Genomic DNA, 19,704 nt, shown 5'->3' on the forward strand with positions numbered 1-19,704 from the left:
TACTATATTTGCGCCGATTTAAAAATTTAGAAAAACAAAATGGCAACAAACAGAACTTTTACAATGCTTAAACCTGATTCAGTTGAAAAAGGATATATTGGAGCAATATTAGAAAAAATTAATGCTACAGGTTTTAGAATTGTAGCAATGAAAATGACCCAAATGACTGTAGCGGATGCTAAAGAATTTTATGCAATACACAGTGAACGCCCATTTTTTGGTGAATTAGTTGAATATATGACTCGTGGACCAATTATTGCTGCAGTATTAGAAAAAGAAAACGCAGTTGAAGACTTTAGAGCTTTAATTGGAGCTACAAATCCAGCTGAAGCTGCTGAAGGAACTATTAGAAAAATGTATGCTGCTTCTATGGGAGAAAATGCAGTTCACGGATCTGATAGCGATGAAAATGCTGCTATTGAAAGTGCTTTTCATTTTTCTGGAAGAGAAATGTTTTAAAAACAACTTATATAAATATAATTCAAAAAAATCCGTTGTTTCCAACGGATTTTTTTTTAGCTCAATATTATTTTTGAGATTAAAGTTTCACCTAATTCTTCATTCATCATTTTTACAATTTTTTCTTTACCATAGCTAAGCTCTTCTCTTAAAACTGATGATTTTAATCTTACCACCAATGTTTTTCCATTCATTTCAACACTTTGAGTGTAAGATACAATTCCGTTTCCCATTAGTTTTGCCCAAGCATCATTAACAGAAATTCTTTGCATTCCTTTAGTCAGTTTATTTTCCTTAATTACATCCTTCATTAAATCTTGAATAGAATGAAATTCATTTTGACGTTTAGCCATTATAATTGAAATATTTTATAGGATTGTTGTGTTTTTTTAACTACTTCTTCTGTTCTTTCTTTATGAGTATCACTAATAAATAATTGCCCAAATTCATCATTATTCACTAAATTAATTATTTGATGAACTCTTGAATCATCCAATTTATCAAAAATATCATCTAATAATAATATAGGTTTCATGTGCGACTGTGTTCGAATAAAATCAAATTGTGCTAATTTTAATGCTATTAAATACGATTTTTGCTGCCCTTGAGATCCAAACTTTTTTACTGGATACCCCTCTATTTCAAACAATAAATCATCTTTATGCACTCCTACACTAGTGTATTGCAACACACGGTCTTTATCTAAATTTTCTTCAAACAACGTTAACAAGTTAGTATCATTTAATTGCGTTTTGTAAATTAAATTTACTTCCTCTTTACTATTTGAGATAGATTTATAACGCTCTTTAAAAATGGGTATAAACTCTGATAAAAAACGACTTCTTTTTTCATAAATTACACTTCCGTAACGTTCTAATTGTTCATTATACACTTTTAAATTTACTTCATCAAACGTTCTATTTAATGCAAAATACTTTAACAAGGAATTTCTTTGAGCTAATACTTTATTATATTTTATGATAGTTTGTAAGTATATGGTATCCGATTGAGAAATTACATTATCCATAAATTTTCTTCTAGTATCACTGCCTTCTATAATTAAATCTCTATCTGCTGGAGAAATAATAACCAAAGGCAAATATCCAATATGCTCAGAAAATTTTTCATAAGCCTTTCCATTTCTTTTAATAACTTTTTTGTTGCCTCTTTTTAGGCTACAAACAACCTTATCAATTTTATCGCCTATTTTATAAACTCCTTCAATCATAAAAAAATCTTCAGAATGACGAATATTTTGTGTAGCTACAGAATTAAAATAACTTTTGGCAAAAGAAAGATAATAAATAGCATCTAAAACATTGGTTTTCCCAACGCCGTTATTCCCAACAAAACAATTTATTTTCTCCTCAAAATCAAAAGATTGAGATTCAAAATTTTTAAAATTTACTAAAGTTATTTTTTCTAAATGCATTTATTTTTATTGAAACGATAAAATTATTCAAAATAAATGAAAATTTAGGCACATTTGCATTTTTACTTTCCAATTAAAAATTCTATTTTTGCGCCTACAAATTTTACAACAAATGGCAACATATAAAAAGACAGGAAGCAAAGCTAAGAAAGGTCAAAATAAAATTGAAGACAAATCAACCACTGCTGAAGTATTTAATACTTTAGATGAAACGGCTTCAAGATCAGAACAATTCGTTATTAAAAATCAAAATATTATTTTTATTATTTTAGGACTTATTGTAGCCGCTGTATTAGGTTATTTAGCGTATCAAAAATATGTGAAAGGACCTCAAGAGAAAGAAGCTGCCAACGAATTGGCTTTCCCTAAAGCTTACTTTGAAGACGCTATGAGCAATCCTGTTGCTGTAGACTCCCTATTAACACTTAGCTTAAATGGTGCTGATGGTAAATATGGATTTATAGACATTGCCAATAATTATAATGGTACTAAAGCTGGAAATTTAGCCAATTATTATGCTGGTATTTCTAATTTAAAATTAAAAAACTATAAAGAAGCTATCGAATATTTAGAGAAATTCTCATCTAACGATGAATTATTAGGACCTACTGCAAAAGGAGCTATTGGTGATGCTTTTGCTGATATTAACCAGCCAGAAGATGCCCTTGAATATTATTTAAAAGCTGCTAATTTGAGAAATAATAATTTTTCTACTCCTTTTTTCTTATTTAAAGCTGGAAATACTGCTATGGAAATTGAAAAATACTCAAAAGCATTAGACGCTTTTAACAGAATTAAAAATGAATATCCTAATTCTGAAGAAGCTAAAAATATTGATATCTATATCAACAAAGCAATATTTGCTTCAAAAAAATAAGCTGTAATGGCAACAACAAATTTATCTTATTACGATAAAGCAACAATCCCAAACGCGAATTCCTATCGGTTTGGGATTGTTGTTTCTGAATGGAATGATGATATTACTGAAAATCTATTTTTAGGAGCTCAAAAAGCACTGCTTGAAAATGGAGCCGTTAAAGAACATATTATTCGTTGGAATGTTCCTGGAAGTTTTGAATTAATTTACGGTTGTAAAAAAATGATTGAAACTCAAAAAGTAGATGCCATTATAGCTATTGGAAATGTAATTCAAGGAGAAACAAAACATTTTGATTTTGTATGTGATGGCGTTACACAAGGCATCAAAGATTTAAATATTAAATATGATATTCCTGTAATTTTTTGTGTTCTTACCGACAACACTAAGCAACAATCTATCGACCGCTCTGGAGGAAAACACGGAAACAAAGGAATAGAATCTGCAATTGCAGCAATAAAAATGGCAGCTTTAAGAGAGTTTTAACAGGCTTCTTATTCACAAAACTTGACCATAACTTTATAATTCAGTATTTTTGAATACTGTATAACTTATACATATAATATGTTTGGTAAATTATTTAAGCCTAGGGCTCATTATGTTTTTGACTATAAACCTCGTTATTATGACGAGCGTAAAGAACGCTTGCAAAAAATGGAGGAAAAATACCATGGCAAAAACAAAAACGAGGATACTCCTAAAATAAGGCTGACTAAAAATAATTTAAAAAATGATTGGGTAAAAAATAAAAAAAGCGCTTCAGACCGTTCAACAACTATAAGATTAGCAATAATTATTGCTATTTTAGTTGGAATTGTTGCTTATATTTTTGAATTACACACCTTATTCTAATGCCAGATATTATACAATTACTTCCTGATCACGTTGCTAATCAAATTGCAGCCGGTGAAGTTGTTCAGCGACCTGCTTCCGTAGTTAAAGAGCTTCTTGAAAATGCTATAGATGCTGGAGCATCTTCTATAAAATTAATTATAAAAGATGCCGGAAAACAACTAGTTCAGGTGATTGACAATGGCAAAGGAATGAGTCAGACAGATGCCAGACTAAGTTTTGAACGCCATGCAACTTCAAAAATTACCAAAGCTGAAGATTTATTTAATTTAAACACTAAGGGGTTTAGGGGTGAAGCTTTAGCATCTATCGCTGCTATTGCGCATGTAGATTTAAAAACCAAACAAGAAAACCAAGAACTTGGAACCCTTATAAAAATTGAAGGTAGTACTTTGGTTTCACAAGAAAATATTTCTCACCCAATAGGGACTTCCGTTGCAGTTAAAAATTTATTTTACAATATTCCTGCTCGAAGAAATTTTTTAAAATCTAACAGTGTTGAAACACGCCATATTGTAAATGAATTTCAACGTGTTGCACTAGCACATCCAAATATCTCATTTTCATTTTACCATAACGAAAATGAAATTTACAACTTGATTTCAAGTAACCTACGTCAACGAATTGTTGCTGTTTTTGGAAAAAAAACAAATGAAAAATTAGTTCCAATAAATGAATCTACTGATGTTTTAGAAATATCAGGTTTTGTAGCTAAACCTGAATATGCAAAGAAAAAAAGAGGAGAACAATTCTTTTTTGTGAATGATAGATTTATTAAAAATGCATATTTAAATCATGCTGTTTCAAGTGCTTTTGAAAGCTTATTATCCAATGGATATCATCCAACTTATTTCTTGTTTTTAAAAGTTCCAACGAAGAGTATTGATATTAATATCCATCCAACTAAAACTGAAATAAAGTTTGATGATGAAAAAACCCTATACGCAATTTTACGTTCTACAATAAAACATAGTTTAGGTCAATACAATGTTGCTCCTATTTTAGACTTTAATAGAAGTGCTTCTTTTGATACACCCTATGAATTTAAGGATAAAAAAACAGTAACTCCAAGAGTAGAAGTTGACCCTAATTTCAACCCATTTAAAACCGAAGAACAAAAATCTATTCGTTTTCCTTTCAAACGTGAAAAAGAAGCTACGTGGGAAAGTTTATACACAGGTTTAGATATTAAAAATATTGAAGTTGAAGTTGAAACCGTAAATACTTCTTTATTTAATGAAGAAAAAACCAGTACCAAAACTTACCAAGTTCATCATAAATATATTGTTAGTAGTATAAAATCTGGCATAGTGTATATCAACCAGTATTTAGCCCATCAACGTATATTATATGAAGAATTTTTAGAAAATATTACCGTTAAAGAAGCTACAAGCCAACAATTATTATTTCCATTAGAAATTTCATTTAATAAAAGTGACATTGAACTAATTAAAGAAATAAAAGAAGATTTAGAAAGCATTGGCTTTGTTTTTGATAAAATTTTAGACGACACCATTGTTATAAAAGGAATGCCTATTACTATTGTTGAAAGTCAGATTTCTATGATTATTGAACAACTTTTAGAAGATATTAAAAATGACATTCCAAATGCTAGTTTTAGTCAATTAGATATGATGGCAAAAAGCTTAGCAAAAAGTTTAGCAATTAAAACAGGAAGCAAATTAAGCTTAAAAGAACAAGAGGAATTAGTAAATAAACTATTTTTGTGCAAACAACCAGACTTGTCTCCTTTTGGTAAAAAAACATTTGTTACCATTAATTTAGACGAAATTGATAAAAAATTTAGTAATTAACATCTGTTAAATACAAGTATTATGGGAAGAATTACCGACGCTGTAAAACATATTATTATCATAAATATATTTTTATTTGTTGCTCCGCAACTTGCTCCAGCTTTAGGATTGGATAGTTTGTTTGCGTTGTATTTTCCAAAAAACCCAAATTTTGGATTTTGGCAATTTCTTACCCATATGTTTATGCACGGTGGCTTTGCTCATATTTTATTTAATATGTATGGATTATGGGCATTTGGAACACCTTTAGAGCAAATGTGGGGTAAAAATAAATTTATATTCTTCTATTTATCTGCTGGATTAGGTGCAGGTATAATTTATACACTGGTAAATTACTATCAATTTAGTGGTGTTTACGATCAATTAATTAGCATTGGTTTATCAAATAATGACATTCAAAATATATTATCTACTGGTAGCTATAATAATCAAATTTTAGAATATGTAAGTGAAGCTCAACTTGCTGAATTTTATGCAACATACCACACTCCTGCAGTTGGAGCATCAGGTGCTGTTTATGGTATTTTAGTTGCATTTGGCATGGCTTTTCCTAATGCAAAATTAGCGTTGATATTTTTCCCTGTTCCAATTGCTGCAAAATACTTTATTCCCTTAATTATTTTAGGTGATTTATTCTTTGGTATTACAAAATATTCTGTTGGAAATGTAGCTCATTTTGCACACGTTGGAGGAGCTTTAATAGGTTTTATAATAGCTTGGTATTGGAAACAAAACCAATTTAAAAGATGGAATTAATTTGACTTTTATAAACGACATAAAACAAGCGTACCAAAAAGCAAACGTAGTTGAAAAAATCATCTATATAAATATTGCATTATTTTTAATTACAGTTCTTTTCACAAAATTTAGCATTGAATGGCTCGCCTTACCTACACAGCTTTCCGAGTTTTTTTATAAACCTTGGACAATTGTTTCCTATGCATTTATTCATCAAAGATTTATTCATATTTTATCTAATTTATTAGTACTCTATTATATTGGGAATCTGTTTCTAGATTTCTATACAAAAAAACAATTTTTAAACTTTTACTTTTTAGGAGCTTTGTTTGGAGGTAGCATTTTTTTATTAAATTATTATTTAACAAATAAAATGGGTGCTCCGCTTGCTGGTGCTTCTGCCGCAGTCACCACTATTTTTGTAGCTATTGCAACTAAAATTCCTAGATATGCTCTTCAACTTAGATTTATAGGTAGTGTAGAATTATGGGTGTTAGCTGCAATTTGGGTAGGTTTAAGTATTTTACAATTGGCAAATTTTGATAATGGTGGTGCCATTGCACACCTTAGTGGCGCTGTACTAGGTTTTATGTATGCCAAACAGCTAGAAAAAGGAAACGATATTGGAAAATGGTTTGAAACAATTGTTAATTACTTTACTAATTTAACAACCATAAAAAAAGGAAAACCTTTAAAAACAGTGTATAAATCTAAAAAAAGAACTTCAACTCAAGAGGTTTCAAAAACAAAACAACGAAAAATTGATGACATTTTAGATAAAATTAGTAAGTCTGGATATGAAAGTTTAACACAAGAAGAAAAAGATTTCTTATTTAGAGCAGGGAAAAAATAATCCATGAAAAAATTATCATTGATAGATAAATTCATTTTTATTGTTAATTCTATATTAGCAACTATATTATTTATAGCCTACTTTAGTTATTATGTTTCACCTAATTCAATTTCTTTTGTTTCAATTTTAAGTTTATCGATTCCCTTTTTAATCCTTATCAATTTAATTTTTGCTATTTATTGGTTAATTAAATTGAAAAAACAATTTTGGCTTTCAACAATTATTTTACTTCTTGGATACCAATACATTGCTAAATTTTACAGCTTTAGTGAAAAAAAGGTATTGCTGACTAAGGATATTAAAGTTATGAGTTACAATGTACGTATGTTTAATTTATATAATTGGATTGAAGAAAAGAACGTGGCTCAAAAAATTTACGATTTTATAAAAGATAAAGATCCTGATATTTTATGTTTGCAAGAATTCCATACAGCAGCAAAAATTGGGTTTAATTATCCGTATAAATTTATAAAAACAAGCAATAAAAAAAATAACTTTGGACACGCTATTTTTTCAAAATATAAGATTATTAATTCAGGCTCACTAAACTTTTCAAATACTAGTAACAATACTATTTTTGTTGATGTTGTTAAAAATAAAGATACCATTCGCGTATACAATGTTCATCTTGAATCTTTAAAAATCAATCCAAAAAAAGACAATTTCAATCAAGAAATTTCCGATAAGTTAAGAGTTCGAGTAGAAAATTCGTTTAAAAAACAAGCCAACCAAGCAACTCTTATTACAGAGCATTTAAAAAAAGTAAACTATAAATCTATTATTTGTGCAGATTTAAATAACAATGCTTTTTCTTGGGTGTATCGTAAATTAATAGCTGATAAAAATGATGCTTTTGAAGTTGCTGGTGAAGGTTTTGGAAAAACATTCGATTACTATTTTCCTTTTAGAATAGATTTTATTTTAACCGATAAGGCTTTGGAAATAAATAACTTTAAAACCTTTCATATTCCTCACTCTGATCATTATCCAATTATGGCTCGGTTAAATTTTAATCCATCCTGATAATCATCAGTATAAAACTACATTAATTATATAACTTTGTTTATTATTTAAAATTCAACCAAATGAAAAAAATTATTTCGCTACTATTTTTATGCGCCTTCTTTTTAGGGTTTTCACAGCAAAAAGAACTTTCTATTGAAGATGCCGTATTAGGTTATTACAAAGGTTTATACCCAAAATCACTAAATAATCTTAGTTGGGTAGAAAACACAAATACTTATGTTTTTCAAAAAGAAAATGCACTCATTTTTACCAATGCTAAAAGTAACAAAGTAACATCAACTTTAAAGTTAGAAGAACTTCAAAAAGCATATTCTAATTTGAAATACTTTCCAAGAGTACAAGAAATCTCAGCTACAGAACTCACTTTTAGATTAAGTAATTCTTTTGAAACTTATAATTACATAACTAACAGTAAAACTACTACTGTTACTTTTGATAAAAATGGTCAAAACGCCGAATTTAATTCAAAAGCTATAGCTGTAGCTTATACTATAGATAACAATTTATATGTGGCAACAGCAACCAATCCTAAAATTGCTGTGACTGAAATAAACGATAAAAATATTGTCTCAGGACAAGCAATACATCGAAGTGAATTTGGTATTGTAAAAGGAACTTTTTGGAGCCCAAAAGGAACTTATTTAGCATTTTATCAAAAAGATGAAAGCAAGATTACTGAATATCCTTTAGTTGACATTAACTCCTACCCTGCCAGTTTAAAAAATATTAAATACCCAATGGCAGGACAAGGAAGTGAAATAGCCAAAATTGGAATTTTTAACACTCTAAATAAAACAACAACCTATTTAGATATTGATACTTCAGACGAACATTATTTAACCAATATATCATGGACGCCAGATGAAAAATACTTGCTTGTTGCTGAAATTAATAGAGAACAAAACCATGTTTGGTATAATAAATATAGTGTTGAGAATGGAAAAAAAGTAACTACCATATTTGAAGAAACTAATGATAAATGGACAGAACCAGAAAACCCAGCGGTTTTTTTACCAAATAGCACTACCAACTTTTTGTGGCTTAGTGAACGTGATGGTTTTATGAATTTATATCAGTACACTACTGAAGGAAAATTAGTTAAACAAGTTACCAAATTTAATTGGGTAGTTACTGGAATTTCAGGTTTTGACGCTAAAGGTAAAAATGTATTCATCACAGGAACTGGTGAAGATGCAAGAGAAAATCATACTTTTAAAGTAAATTTAAAAACGGGTAAATACACTAAGCTGACTAAAAATAATGGAACACATTATACACAAATTAATAGTAACGGAAATTATTTGATAGATAATTACAGCAATTTAACTACTCCAAGAAATATAGAAGTAATTGATACTAAAAAAGAAAAATCAACAACTCTATTACAAGCTGAAAATCCTTTAAAAGATTACAATATTGGAACTACAGAATTTGTAACCCTTAAAGGAAATGATGGGACTGATTTATATACTAGAATCATTAAACCTGCAAATTTTGACCCTTCTAAAAAATACCCTGTACTCATCTATGTATATGGTGGGCCACACGCCCAAATGGTTACTAACACTTGGTTAGGCGGAGCTAGTTTATGGATGCCAGCATTTGCAACTTTAGAAAATTACATCATTTTCACATTAGATAATAGAGGATCGGCAAATAGAGGTTTTAAATTTGAAAGTATTATTCACCGTAATTTAGGTAATGCTGAAATTGAAGATCAATTAACAGGTGTAAATTATTTGAAGTCATTAAATTATGTAGATGCTTCCAGAATTGCTGTAAATGGATGGAGTTATGGAGGATTTATGACCACTAGCTTAATGTTAAGAAATCCTGGTATATTTACTACAGCTGTAGCTGGTGGACCAGTTATTGATTGGAAATATTATGAAGTAATGTATGGTGAACGTTATATGGATACTCCACAAGAAAATCCTGAAGGGTATAAAAATGCCAAAGTTTCAAATTATATTAAAAATTTAGATGGCAAATTATTATTAATTCACGGAAGTGTAGATCCCGTAGTAGTTCCTCAGCATAGTATGACACTTTTACAAGAGGCCGTTAAACAAAATATTCAAGTAGACTTTTTTACTTACCCAATGCATGAGCATAATGTTAGAGGCAAAGATAGAGTTCATTTAATTGAAAAAATGATGAATTATATTGTTGAAAATAATAAATAATTGAATATCTAAATTAAATGATTAGTGTAACCTTAAAAAGTCCAGATACAACTTCAATTGTTAAAATTGAAAAGGGTGAATTAGTCAGTTACCAAAAAAATAATGAAGAACTAATTCATCAAAAAGGAACATTAGGTTGGAGAAATTCTGATACAGAAATGTTTCCTATCATTGGACCAACTGAATCTAAAAATTTTAGAATCTCAACACCAAAAGGAACAGCTATTCAAGATCAGCATGGTTTACTAAGGGAGTTATCGTATTCGCTGCTAAAAAGTAGCGAATACGATGCTGTCTTTCAAAAAAAATACATTGCAAATACTTTTATTAATAATTCAAAATATCCTGAAAAATCAACTGAAAAAGGACTTTGTTGGCCTTACAATTTCACCTTTTTCAAAAAGTATGAAATTACTAACAGCTCTTTAAAAATAAGTTTTGAACTACAAGCAGAAAATAAAATGCCCTTTATGTTAGGCTATCATCCTGCCTTTATGCTTCAAGGAAACTTAGACGAAATTGTACAATCTAACAACCAAGATATTTCTATCCCTAACATTATAGAAGGAGGTAGTACTGCATTACCTATTTTAAATACCACTGAAGTTCAACTAATTAAAAAAAATGGTTTTAACATTTCTATCAAAACAATGGGTTTTAATAATTTTATGCTTTGGACGGAAGTTCCTACTATGTTATGTATAGAGCCAATTACTGCTTATCCATACACTGATGGTGAATTGTTATCGAAAAAGCTATTTAACAAATCAAAAGGTATTGATACTTTTGAAGTGTTAATTACACCTTTTAAAATTATCTAAAACTTTATTTTATCATTTAAGTTGCTCATTAAATCATTTATATTTGATTTAGTTGCAATCAGTTTTAAAAATAAAATTCTGTACTTTTGCATCCGATAAATGTATAAGAATGAGCGCACAAAAAAAAGTCGCATTTTACACACTAGGATGTAAATTAAATTTTTCAGAAACATCAACTATTGCACGTAGCTTTCAAAACGAAGGTTTTAAACGTGTTGAGTTTGATGAAGTAGCTGATATCTATGTTATAAATACCTGTTCGGTAACAGACAATGCTGACAAACGTTTTAAAACCATTGTAAAAAGTGCTTTAAAACAGAATGAAAAAGCTTTTTTAATTGCCATTGGATGCTACGCACAGCTGAAACCTGAAGAATTAGCTGCTGTAGATGGAGTTGATATGGTGCTGGGTGCCACCGAAAAGTTTAAAGTAACCGATTATTTAAACGACCTTACCAAAAATGATATGGGAGAAGTACATTCTTGTGAAATTGAAGAAGCTGATTTCTATGTGGGATCTTATTCCATTGGAGATAGAACTCGCGCTTTTTTAAAAGTACAAGACGGTTGCGATTATAAATGTACCTATTGCACTATTCCGCTTGCTAGAGGTATTTCACGTAGTGATACTTTGAACAATATATTGCATAATGCCAAAGAAATTTCAGAAAAAGGAATTAAAGAAATTGTGCTTACAGGTGTTAATATTGGAGATTATGGAAAAGGTGAATTTGGAAATAAAAAACACGAACATACATTTTTTGAATTGGTTCAAGCTTTAGATAAAGTTAAAGGCATTCACCGTTTAAGAATATCTTCAATTGAACCTAATTTATTGAAAAATGAGATCATTGAATTTGTTGCAGAGTCTAACAGTTTTGTACCTCATTTTCATATTCCTTTACAAAGTGGTAGCGATGAATTATTAAAATTAATGAAACGCAGGTACTTAAAAGAAACTTATACCAACAGAGTTGAAGCCATTAAAAAAGCAATGCCAAATGCCTGTATAGGTGTTGATGTTATTGTTGGGTTTCCAGGAGAAACTGATGAATTATTTTTAGAAACCTACAATTATTTAAACGAACTAGATATTTCTTACTTACACGTTTTTACGTATTCAGAAAGACCAAATACTGAAGCTATAGAAATGGAAGGCGTTGTACCTCAAAAAGTTAGAACAAAAAGAAGTAAAATGCTTCGTGGGCTTTCAGTTAAAAAAAGAAGAGCTTTTTATGAAAGTCAATTAGGAAACGAATTAACCGTATTATTTGAAAGTGAAAACAAAGAAGGTTATATTCATGGGTTTACAGAAAATTATGTTAAAGTTAAAACTCCTTGGAATCCTGAGTTAATAAATACTTTACATACTATACAATTAACAAAAATTGATGAGGATGGCTTGGTGCGGTTTGATTGGGTAAAAGTTCCAACAGTAAATTAATATTTAAAAACTATGACAGTTGTAACTGATTTATATACGTTTGCTTTATTAGCTTTTACAGCATTTTTCACCATTATAAATCCATTAGGTACTATGCCTATTTTTATGACGATGACTTCTTCATTAAGCAAACAACACCGTAAGCAAACTGCAAAAAAAGCTACCATTGTGGCATTTTTCACCATTATTGCATTTGCATTTTCAGGTCAAATTTTATTTAATTTTTTTGGCATTTCAGTTGATAGTTTTAGAGTAGTTGGAGGAATTATCTTTTTTATGATGGGTTGGGATATGCTTCAAGCTAGATTAGGTAATATTAAACACACTAAAGATGAAGATAAAATTGATGCTTATGTGGAAGATATTTCAATTACACCTCTAGCTATACCTATGATTTGTGGTCCAGGAGCAATTACAAATGCTATTATTTTAATGGAAGACGCTGTAAATATTACTCAAAAAATTGCATTAATATTAGTAATAGCTATTGTTTTATTAATCACCTATTTGGTACTAATTGGAGCAAGCAAAATTACAGAAAGATTAGGTTCTACAGGTAATAAAGTAATGATGCGCTTAATGGGTTTAATTGTAATGGTAATTGCTGTAGAATTTTTCTTTAGCGGATTAAAACCTATCATAATAGGAATATTAAATGGTTAATGAACAATACAAAAACACATATTTATTTAATGCCTGGCCTAGCTGCGAGCCCTAAAATATTCAACAACTTAATTTTTCCAAAAAATAAAGTTGAACTGCATTATTTAGAATGGATTTTACCATTATCGGAAAAAGAAAAACTTGAAGATTACGCCAAAAGAATGTCTGAATTAGTTACTGAGGCTAATCCAGTTTTAATTGGTGTTTCGTTTGGAGGAATTTTAGTACAAGAAATCAGCAAATTTTTGCGTCCAAAAAAAATAATCATCATATCAAGTATTAAATCTTCCGATGAATTACCAAAAAGATTAAAACTTATTCAAAAAACAAAAGCTTATAAACTTTTCCCAGCTAAGGCTATATCTAATATTGAAGCTTTTTCAGTTTTTGCTTTTGGTGAATTTGCTAAAAAAAGAGTTAAGTTATATCAAGAATACCTTTCTGTAAGAGATGAAAAGTATTTAAAGTGGGCTGTGTTTAATGTTTTAAATTGGAAACAAAAAACTTCTCCAAAAAATATCATACATATTCAAGGTGAAAAGGATCATATTTTTCCAATAAAAAATATTAATAATTGTATTTCTATACCCAATGGAACTCATATTATGATTTTAACTAAAGCTAAAAGAATTTCTAAAATTATCACAGATATACTTTAATTGTTAAAATAGAACCACCTCTTCATTAAGTTTAAATTTATTTGTAATTTACCCTCTTAAAATTAATACTATCATGAAAAATTCAATTAAACTAGCAGGTTTATTAGCTATTATTTTAGTGAGCTCTTTATTTATTTTTGCGACTAAAAGCAATTACAATAAAACCCCTACAGAAACAGTTGAAAATGATAAAAACACCAGTGAAACCTATCAAATTAGAGCTCTAAAAATACCTCAAAATTTAGAATTTGCAGGAGAAAGAGTCCCTATTGAAAAAGAAGATATTAGAGAGCGCGTAGATAGAGAATTATTGGTTAATACTTATTGGCAATCAAATGGATTACTTTTGTTTAAAAGAGCCCATAAATATTTTCCAATTATAGAGCCTATTTTAAAGAAAAATGGTATTCCTAATGATTTTAAATATTTGGCGGTAATAGAAAGTGGTCTTCAAAATGTAACATCTCCAGCTGGCGCTAAAGGTTTTTGGCAAATCATGAGAAATACCGCTAGAGAAAATGGTTTAGAAGTTAACAATAATGTAGATGAAAGATACCATCTTGAAAAGGCAACACAAGTTGCTTGTAAATACTTAAAAGATGCTAAAGAACACTTTGGAAGTTGGACAATGGCTGCCGCTGCATATAACGCAGGAAAAAGTGGTATTGCAAGAAAAGTAGAACAACAAAAAGTAACAGATTATTACGATTTATTGTTAGCTGAAGAAACAAAGAGATATATCCCAAGAATGGTTGCTGTAAAAGAAATTTTATCCAACCCTAAAAAATATGGATTTATTTTTGACGAAGAAGATTTATATAAATTAGAGCCTATTAAATTAATAGAAGTTGATTCTGCAATTACTGACATTGCACAATTTTCTAAAGAGTTAGGAATTAATTATAAAATTTTAAAACTACACAATCCTTGGCTACGAGAAAACCATTTAAATAACAAATCTGGTAAGTTATATCAAATAAAAGTTCCTGCTGAAATTTAATATGAAAATGACCTTAACAACCATTATTACTCTAATTTTTATAGGCTTATTAGCTGGGATTTTAAGTGGCTTAGTTGGTGTTGGTGGTGGTATTATTATGGTTCCTTTATTTGTTCTATTCTTGGGCTTAACACAACATAACGCTCAGGGTTTAAGCTTAGCGGTTATGCTGCCACCAGTAACTTTTTTAGCTGTTTATAATTACCATAAAGCTGGTGGTGGAAGTATCGATTGGAAAGTAGCATTAATTGTTTCTACATTATTTATTATTGGCGGTTTTATTGGCTCTAAATTAGCTTTACAAATAGATCAACGAATGTTAAAAAAAATATTTGGTGTAATGATGCTTGTGGTAGCTATTAAATTAATTTTCTCAAAATAAAAATCTTCAATTCAACATTAAAAAAAGTATCTTTGTCCAATGGGATTATCAAACAATGACATTTTTAAAAAATTACGTGTAGCACATAAATTAAGGGACACAGATATTGTAAAAATATGTGAATTAGTAGATTTTAAAGTTACTAAAAGTGAATTGGGTGCTATTTTTAGAAATGAAAATCACGAAAAATATATGGAATGTGGAGACCAAATTCTACGAAATTTTTTAAATGGTCTAATTATCCATTTAAGAGGTCCAATGCCTCCAAAAAGTCCTAATCCTATAGTTAAGAAGAAGTAGTGTTTAACACCAACTTTTTTTCACTTCTTCAAATTCGGTTATAATTTCATTTAAAATTTCAGCGGCAGGTTTTATCTCATGAATTAGACCAGCAATTTGACCAATCTCTAATTCCCCATCTGCTAAATCACCTTCAAACATTCCTTTCTTTGCCCTAGCCCTACCTAATTTCTCTTTTAATTGTTCAATTGTAGGGTTTTGTGAATACAATTCTTGTAATTCCTCATAAAATTTATTTTTTATTAAACGAACTGGAGCCAATTCTTTTAGCGTTAAATGCGTATCACCATCTTTAGTTTTAACAACTTCATTTTTAAAATTGATATGAGCTGAAGATTCATCACTTGCAACAAATCTACTTCCAATTTGAACAGCATCTGCTCCTAAAACCATGGCCGCTAACATTCCTCTACCAGTTGCAATACCTCCTGCGGCTATTACTGGTATGGTTAACTTTTCTTTCACCATAGGAATCAATGTAAAAGTTGTTGTTTCTTCTCTACCATTATGACCTCCAGCTTCAAAACCTTCTGCTACAACAGCATCTACCCCTGCTTCTTCAGATTTTACAGCAAATTTTACACTACTCACCACATGTACTACTGTTATTCCATTTTTTTTCAAATAAGAAGTCCACGTTTTAGGGTTACCTGCCGAAGTAAACACAATTTTAACTCGTTCATTTATAATTATCTCTATAATTTCTTCAATATTAGGATATAGCATTGGTACATTAACCCCAAAAGGTTTCGTTGTTGCTTTTTGGCATTTTTGAATATGTTCTCTTAAAACTTCTGGATACATAGACCCTGCACCAATCAACCCTAATCCTCCAGCATTACTAACTGCTGAAGCTAGTTTCCATCCACTATTCCATACCATACCTGCTTGTATAACAGGGTATTTAATATTAAAAAGATTTGTGACACAATTTTTCATTTTATTTTTTCTGAATTAAAACGTCATTTAAGCAATAACACCCGAACCTAAAAGCTCATTATTAACATACCAAGCTACAAATTGGCCTTCTGTAATTGCAGATTGCATGTTTTGAAACTCTACATATAAGCCTTCTTTAACTTTATATAAAGTAGCCTCTTCTAGCGCTTGTCTATATCTAATTCGAGCTTTTACTTTCATAGTTTCAGTATCTTTCAGTGCTAAATCTTGTCTTATCCAATGCAATTCTTCATTAGAAACAAAAAGTACATTTCTATACAATCCTTGGTGATGTTTACCTTCACCTGTATATATTACATTGTCATTAACATCTGTATCAATAACAAATAATGGTTCTTTGGTTCCTCCAACAGCCAATCCTTTTCGTTGACCTTTGGTAAAATAATGAGCTCCTTGATGTTTACCAACAATTTTACCATCAGTTAATGAGTAAGTAATTTTTTTAGCATAAAATTTTAACTCTTCTTCTTTGGAGTTAAAAACTGGTATTTCTCTTTTATATAAAGGTGAATTTTTAGGTATTTGAACTATAACTCCTTCTTTTGGCTGTAATTTTTGTTGCAAAAATTCGGGCAAACGTACCTTACCTATAAAGCAAAGTCCTTGAGAGTCTTTTTTATCAGCGGTAATTAAGTCTTGTTCAGCTGCTATTTTTCTAACTTCGGGCTTCGTTAATTCTCCTATTGGAAATAATGCTTTGGATAATTGTTGTTGTGAAAGTTGACATAAAAAATAAGATTGATCTTTATTACCATCTTTCCCTGCTATTAATTTGTATACTTTTTCATTATTTATTACTTCTTCTCCTTTTCTACAATAATGCCCAGTGGCAACATAATCAGCTCCTAAATCTAATGCGATTTTTAAAAAAACATCAAATTTAATTTCTCTATTACATAACACATCTGGATTGGGAGTTCTTCCTTTTTCATATTCATTAAACATATAATCTACTATGCGTTCTTTATATTGTTCACTTAAATCAACAACTTGAAAAGGGATTCCTAATTTATCTGCAACAATCATAGCATCATTACTATCTTCTAACCAAGGACATTCGTTAGAAATAGTAACAGAATCATCATGCCAATTTTTCATAAACAAACCAACAACTTCATAACCTTGCTCCTTTAAAAGGTATGCTGCTACGCTACTATCTACACCTCCAGAAAGACCTACAATAACTCTTTTCATTTAAACCATTTTAAGTATGCAAAGATACGATTAACTTTTAGGTTCAAAAAGTTAATTTTAAATATGAAAGTATAATGTACAAGAATGAAAAAAGCCTATCAATAAAAATATTGATAGGCTTAACAAAAAAAGGTTGTAAGTATATATTAAATAACTTTTACATTTACTGCGTTCATTCCTTTTTTACCTTCCTGTAAATCGAATTCTACCTCATCACCTTCACGAATTTCATCGATTAATCCAGAAATGTGGACAAAATGTTCTTTGTTTGAACCTTCTTCTTTAATGAATCCAAATCCTTTAGTTTCATTGAAGAATTTTACTGTTCCTTTACTCATTGTTAAAAATTTAAAATATTATATTGATTACAAAGATAATGAATTTAATTTCATAACTGATGTTTTATAAATTATTATTTTTTTTATAACCTCTTGATTTAAAATATTTTTGTAATAATAGTTGAATAAAGTGCAAGTGAGGTAATGGAAAACACTATTCAAAATTTAAACAAAGAAAGAAGCAAAAAAATATTCATTTGATTATGAAATCAAAAAAAGGATTTTAATTTTCTATAGGAAACTTCCCTAATTGCCCCCATTCTGCCCAAGAACCATCATATAACGACTTGTTGTTTTCTAACGCAATTTCACTTGCCAATAATAAAATACTAGCTGTAACACCCGAACCACATGTAAAAATTAGAGGCTGGTTTTTAATTGTAAATTGTTGAAAAATTGTCAACAATTCATTCTTAGACTTCATTTTACCGTCGTTATCTAAAACATTTTTAAAATGTAAATTTAGCGAATTTGGAATATGACCACTAGCCATGTTTTCTCTAGGTTCAGGCACATTTCCTTCATACCTATCAACCGACCTTGCATCAATTACCAAATGTGTTTTTTGTTTGATGTTATTAACTAAAAAAGATGAGTCTTTCACCAAATTTGGTTGATAATTCGCTTTAAAATTACCTTTATTATTTGTAATTTCTGAAATAGATTCAACAGGAAAATCTTCTTTCATCCAAGCATCCAACCCGCCATTTAAAACAGCAACTTTTTTATGCCCCATTACTCTAAACATCCACCAAGCTCTTGGGCTTGTATAGATTCCCAAATTATCATAAACAACAATAATACTTTCATTGTTAATCCCCAACACTCTACATTTTTTGGTAAAAACCTCTTCTGAAGGTATCATATTTGGTATGGCGCTTTTTTTGTCTAAAAAAGTAGTCTCCATATCAAACATTCTAGCACCTTTAATTCTTATATCAGTATATTTAGGAATTAAGTTAGATTTATTCTCTTTTGGACTGGCATCTAATATTATTAAATTAGGGTTTTCAATATTTTTAAATAACCAAGCTACTGATACAAGTGGTTCAATTTTCATAAATTATTTTAAAAAAGGTCATATATTTCTCTAATATCTTTCAGTATTTTATTGAAATCAATTTTTAAATCTATCAACTCACCTGTATGGATATCCCAAACCCAACCATGAACAGTAATATTACGCTCTCTAATTGCTTGTTGAACATCTGCGGTTTTTAAAACATTGATACATTGTTCCTGCACATTTAGTTCTACCAATCTATCATATTTTTTATCTTCACATTCAATTTTATCTAGCTCAACCTTATGCAACCTGTATACATCTCTAATATTACGTAACCAAGGGTTTAACAAACCCAAATCTTTAGATTGCATAGCTGCTTTAACACCTCCACAAGAATAATGACCACACACAACTACATGCTTAACTTTTAAATGAATTACCGCATAATTTATTACAGACATTACATTCAAATCGGTATTAGGAACCATATTTGCAATATTTCTATGAACAAATACATCTCCTGGCTGCACACCCATTAAATCTTCAGAAGAAACTCTACTGTCTGAACAACCAATATATAAAATCTCTGGGCTCTGCCCTTTCCCTAAATTAGTAAAATAATCCTTATCCCCATTAAGCCTTTCAGCAATCCAAGCTCTATTGTTTGAAAAAATTTTTGATATATCCAATTTCTATTAGT

At 29.6% G+C, this 19,704-nt stretch carries 23 protein-coding genes; 16 read left to right on the top strand and 7 right to left on the bottom strand.

The annotated features are described in order from the left end of the window. Nucleotides 1–39: 39 nt before the first annotated feature. On the top strand, nt 40–459 hold the full coding sequence (locus ACFQZW_RS10910) for a nucleoside-diphosphate kinase (protein ID WP_298263276.1): 420 nt from the start codon (nt 40–42) through the stop codon (nt 457–459). Between the two features lie 56 nt (nt 460–515). Here ACFQZW_RS10910 and ACFQZW_RS10915 read toward each other — a convergent pair whose 3' ends face one another. After that, a complete protein-coding gene (locus ACFQZW_RS10915) occupies nt 516–812 on the bottom strand; it encodes a DUF721 domain-containing protein (protein ID WP_298263277.1) in 297 nt (98 codons plus the stop codon). Further along, nucleotides 812–1,891: a DNA replication/repair protein RecF gene (gene recF / locus ACFQZW_RS10920; protein ID WP_386782964.1), complete on the bottom strand. Its 1,080-nt coding sequence runs from the start codon at nt 1,889–1,891 to the stop codon at nt 812–814. The genes ACFQZW_RS10915 and recF overlap by 1 nt, the downstream gene beginning before the upstream one ends. Nucleotides 1,892–2,003: 112 nt before the next feature. On the opposite strand from recF, the gene ACFQZW_RS10925 reads away from it, so the two are divergent. The 15 genes from ACFQZW_RS10925 (at nt 2,004) to ACFQZW_RS10995 (ending at nt 15,506) form a co-directional block, all read left to right on the top strand. Further along, nucleotides 2,004–2,768, top strand: coding sequence for a tetratricopeptide repeat protein (locus ACFQZW_RS10925; protein ID WP_386782967.1), 765 nt, complete (start codon nt 2,004–2,006; stop codon nt 2,766–2,768). 6 nt (nt 2,769–2,774) lie between these two features. After that, on the top strand, nt 2,775–3,254 hold the full coding sequence (gene ribH / locus ACFQZW_RS10930) for a 6,7-dimethyl-8-ribityllumazine synthase (protein ID WP_298263281.1): 480 nt from the start codon (nt 2,775–2,777) through the stop codon (nt 3,252–3,254). A gap of 78 nt (nt 3,255–3,332) precedes the next feature. Then, nucleotides 3,333–3,620 carry a hypothetical protein gene (locus ACFQZW_RS10935; protein WP_298263282.1) on the top strand — a complete coding sequence of 96 codons (288 nt, stop codon included), beginning with the start codon at nt 3,333–3,335 and terminating at the stop codon, nt 3,618–3,620. Then, a complete protein-coding gene (gene mutL, locus ACFQZW_RS10940; RefSeq protein ID WP_386782971.1) occupies nt 3,620–5,434 on the top strand; it encodes a DNA mismatch repair endonuclease MutL in 1,815 nt (604 codons plus the stop codon). Before ACFQZW_RS10935 ends, mutL begins: the two co-directional genes overlap by 1 nt. A gap of 21 nt (nt 5,435–5,455) precedes the next feature. Further along, nucleotides 5,456–6,190: a rhomboid family intramembrane serine protease gene (locus ACFQZW_RS10945; protein ID WP_386782973.1), complete on the top strand. Its 735-nt coding sequence runs from the start codon at nt 5,456–5,458 to the stop codon at nt 6,188–6,190. A gap of 1 nt (nt 6,191) precedes the next feature. After that, on the top strand, nt 6,192–7,025 hold the full coding sequence (locus ACFQZW_RS10950; protein WP_298263285.1) for a rhomboid family protein: 834 nt from the start codon (nt 6,192–6,194) through the stop codon (nt 7,023–7,025). A 3-nt stretch (nt 7,026–7,028) separates the two neighbouring features. After that, entirely contained in the window at nt 7,029–8,048 is a 1,020-nt protein-coding gene (locus tag ACFQZW_RS10955; RefSeq protein WP_298263286.1) for an endonuclease/exonuclease/phosphatase family protein, read from the top strand. A gap of 62 nt (nt 8,049–8,110) precedes the next feature. Continuing rightward, nucleotides 8,111–10,237 carry a S9 family peptidase gene (locus ACFQZW_RS10960; RefSeq protein ID WP_298263288.1) on the top strand — a complete coding sequence of 709 codons (2,127 nt, stop codon included), beginning with the start codon at nt 8,111–8,113 and terminating at the stop codon, nt 10,235–10,237. A gap of 17 nt (nt 10,238–10,254) precedes the next feature. Then, a complete protein-coding gene (locus ACFQZW_RS10965) occupies nt 10,255–11,058 on the top strand; it encodes an aldose epimerase family protein (protein ID WP_386782977.1) in 804 nt (267 codons plus the stop codon). A 109-nt stretch (nt 11,059–11,167) separates the two neighbouring features. Continuing rightward, nucleotides 11,168–12,502: a tRNA (N(6)-L-threonylcarbamoyladenosine(37)-C(2))-methylthiotransferase MtaB gene (gene mtaB / locus ACFQZW_RS10970; protein WP_386782979.1), complete on the top strand. Its 1,335-nt coding sequence runs from the start codon at nt 11,168–11,170 to the stop codon at nt 12,500–12,502. Between the two features lie 12 nt (nt 12,503–12,514). After that, the gene (locus ACFQZW_RS10975) at nt 12,515–13,165 is read left to right on the top strand and encodes a MarC family protein (RefSeq protein ID WP_386782981.1); all 651 of its coding nucleotides are present in this window, start codon (nt 12,515–12,517) and stop codon (nt 13,163–13,165) included. Then, complete coding sequence (locus ACFQZW_RS10980) at nt 13,165–13,824, top strand: alpha/beta hydrolase (RefSeq protein ID WP_386782983.1); 660 nt, start codon at nt 13,165–13,167, stop codon at nt 13,822–13,824. The genes ACFQZW_RS10975 and ACFQZW_RS10980 overlap by 1 nt, the downstream gene beginning before the upstream one ends. A gap of 73 nt (nt 13,825–13,897) precedes the next feature. After that, complete coding sequence (locus ACFQZW_RS10985) at nt 13,898–14,824, top strand: lytic transglycosylase domain-containing protein (RefSeq protein ID WP_386782985.1); 927 nt, start codon at nt 13,898–13,900, stop codon at nt 14,822–14,824. Nucleotide 14,825: 1 nt separating this feature from the next. Continuing rightward, a complete protein-coding gene (locus tag ACFQZW_RS10990) occupies nt 14,826–15,206 on the top strand; it encodes a sulfite exporter TauE/SafE family protein (RefSeq protein WP_363317302.1) in 381 nt (126 codons plus the stop codon). 39 nt (nt 15,207–15,245) lie between these two features. Next, nucleotides 15,246–15,506, top strand: a complete 261-nt coding sequence (locus ACFQZW_RS10995) for a DUF1456 family protein (protein WP_298263296.1) — start codon at nt 15,246–15,248, stop codon at nt 15,504–15,506. Nucleotides 15,507–15,509: 3 nt separating this feature from the next. Here ACFQZW_RS10995 and ACFQZW_RS11000 read toward each other — a convergent pair whose 3' ends face one another. From ACFQZW_RS11000 to ACFQZW_RS11020, 5 genes are all read right to left on the bottom strand, one after another. Continuing rightward, a complete protein-coding gene (locus tag ACFQZW_RS11000; RefSeq protein ID WP_386782988.1) occupies nt 15,510–16,445 on the bottom strand; it encodes an NAD(P)H-dependent flavin oxidoreductase in 936 nt (311 codons plus the stop codon). A gap of 27 nt (nt 16,446–16,472) precedes the next feature. Next, nucleotides 16,473–17,660, bottom strand: a complete 1,188-nt coding sequence (gene mnmA, locus ACFQZW_RS11005) for a tRNA 2-thiouridine(34) synthase MnmA (RefSeq protein ID WP_386782990.1) — start codon at nt 17,658–17,660, stop codon at nt 16,473–16,475. Between the two features lie 146 nt (nt 17,661–17,806). After that, entirely contained in the window at nt 17,807–17,998 is a 192-nt protein-coding gene (locus ACFQZW_RS11010; protein WP_298263299.1) for a cold-shock protein, read from the bottom strand. Nucleotides 17,999–18,221: 223 nt separating this feature from the next. Then, on the bottom strand, nt 18,222–19,058 hold the full coding sequence (locus tag ACFQZW_RS11015) for a sulfurtransferase (RefSeq protein WP_386782992.1): 837 nt from the start codon (nt 19,056–19,058) through the stop codon (nt 18,222–18,224). Between the two features lie 8 nt (nt 19,059–19,066). Continuing rightward, complete coding sequence (locus tag ACFQZW_RS11020) at nt 19,067–19,693, bottom strand: carbonic anhydrase (RefSeq protein ID WP_298288391.1); 627 nt, start codon at nt 19,691–19,693, stop codon at nt 19,067–19,069. Nucleotides 19,694–19,704 lie beyond the last annotated feature (11 nt).

Origin of the sequence: Lutibacter aestuarii (genome assembly GCF_042676885.1) — a bacterium.
In the GTDB taxonomy this organism is placed as follows: Bacteria; Bacteroidota; Bacteroidia; order Flavobacteriales; family Flavobacteriaceae; genus Lutibacter; species Lutibacter aestuarii.

What these genes read in the sequence shown, in the direction of transcription:
- ACFQZW_RS11010 (WP_298263299.1), bottom strand. Translation starts at nt 17,998, where the DNA reads ATGAGTAAAGGAACAGTAAAATTCTTCAATGAAACTAAAGGATTTGGA.
- ACFQZW_RS10995 (WP_298263296.1), top strand. Translation starts at nt 15,246, where the DNA reads ATGGGATTATCAAACAATGACATTTTTAAAAAATTACGTGTAGCACAT.
- mutL (WP_386782971.1), top strand. Translation starts at nt 3,620, where the DNA reads ATGCCAGATATTATACAATTACTTCCTGATCACGTTGCTAATCAAATT.
- ACFQZW_RS10925 (WP_386782967.1), top strand. Translation starts at nt 2,004, where the DNA reads ATGGCAACATATAAAAAGACAGGAAGCAAAGCTAAGAAAGGTCAAAAT.
- ACFQZW_RS10915 (WP_298263277.1), bottom strand. Translation starts at nt 812, where the DNA reads ATGGCTAAACGTCAAAATGAATTTCATTCTATTCAAGATTTAATGAAG.
- ACFQZW_RS10935 (WP_298263282.1), top strand. Translation starts at nt 3,333, where the DNA reads ATGTTTGGTAAATTATTTAAGCCTAGGGCTCATTATGTTTTTGACTAT.
- ACFQZW_RS11015 (WP_386782992.1), bottom strand. Translation starts at nt 19,058, where the DNA reads ATGAAAATTGAACCACTTGTATCAGTAGCTTGGTTATTTAAAAATATT.
- ACFQZW_RS10975 (WP_386782981.1), top strand. Translation starts at nt 12,515, where the DNA reads ATGACAGTTGTAACTGATTTATATACGTTTGCTTTATTAGCTTTTACA.
- ACFQZW_RS11000 (WP_386782988.1), bottom strand. Translation starts at nt 16,445, where the DNA reads ATGAAAAATTGTGTCACAAATCTTTTTAATATTAAATACCCTGTTATA.
- mtaB (WP_386782979.1), top strand. Translation starts at nt 11,168, where the DNA reads ATGAGCGCACAAAAAAAAGTCGCATTTTACACACTAGGATGTAAATTA.
- ACFQZW_RS10960 (WP_298263288.1), top strand. Translation starts at nt 8,111, where the DNA reads ATGAAAAAAATTATTTCGCTACTATTTTTATGCGCCTTCTTTTTAGGG.
- ACFQZW_RS10980 (WP_386782983.1), top strand. Translation starts at nt 13,165, where the DNA reads ATGAACAATACAAAAACACATATTTATTTAATGCCTGGCCTAGCTGCG.
- ACFQZW_RS10955 (WP_298263286.1), top strand. Translation starts at nt 7,029, where the DNA reads ATGAAAAAATTATCATTGATAGATAAATTCATTTTTATTGTTAATTCT.
- ACFQZW_RS10965 (WP_386782977.1), top strand. Translation starts at nt 10,255, where the DNA reads ATGATTAGTGTAACCTTAAAAAGTCCAGATACAACTTCAATTGTTAAA.
- ACFQZW_RS10985 (WP_386782985.1), top strand. Translation starts at nt 13,898, where the DNA reads ATGAAAAATTCAATTAAACTAGCAGGTTTATTAGCTATTATTTTAGTG.
- recF (WP_386782964.1), bottom strand. Translation starts at nt 1,891, where the DNA reads ATGCATTTAGAAAAAATAACTTTAGTAAATTTTAAAAATTTTGAATCT.
- ACFQZW_RS10990 (WP_363317302.1), top strand. Translation starts at nt 14,826, where the DNA reads ATGAAAATGACCTTAACAACCATTATTACTCTAATTTTTATAGGCTTA.
- mnmA (WP_386782990.1), bottom strand. Translation starts at nt 17,660, where the DNA reads ATGAAAAGAGTTATTGTAGGTCTTTCTGGAGGTGTAGATAGTAGCGTA.
- ACFQZW_RS10945 (WP_386782973.1), top strand. Translation starts at nt 5,456, where the DNA reads ATGGGAAGAATTACCGACGCTGTAAAACATATTATTATCATAAATATA.
- ACFQZW_RS10910 (WP_298263276.1), top strand. Translation starts at nt 40, where the DNA reads ATGGCAACAAACAGAACTTTTACAATGCTTAAACCTGATTCAGTTGAA.
- ribH (WP_298263281.1), top strand. Translation starts at nt 2,775, where the DNA reads ATGGCAACAACAAATTTATCTTATTACGATAAAGCAACAATCCCAAAC.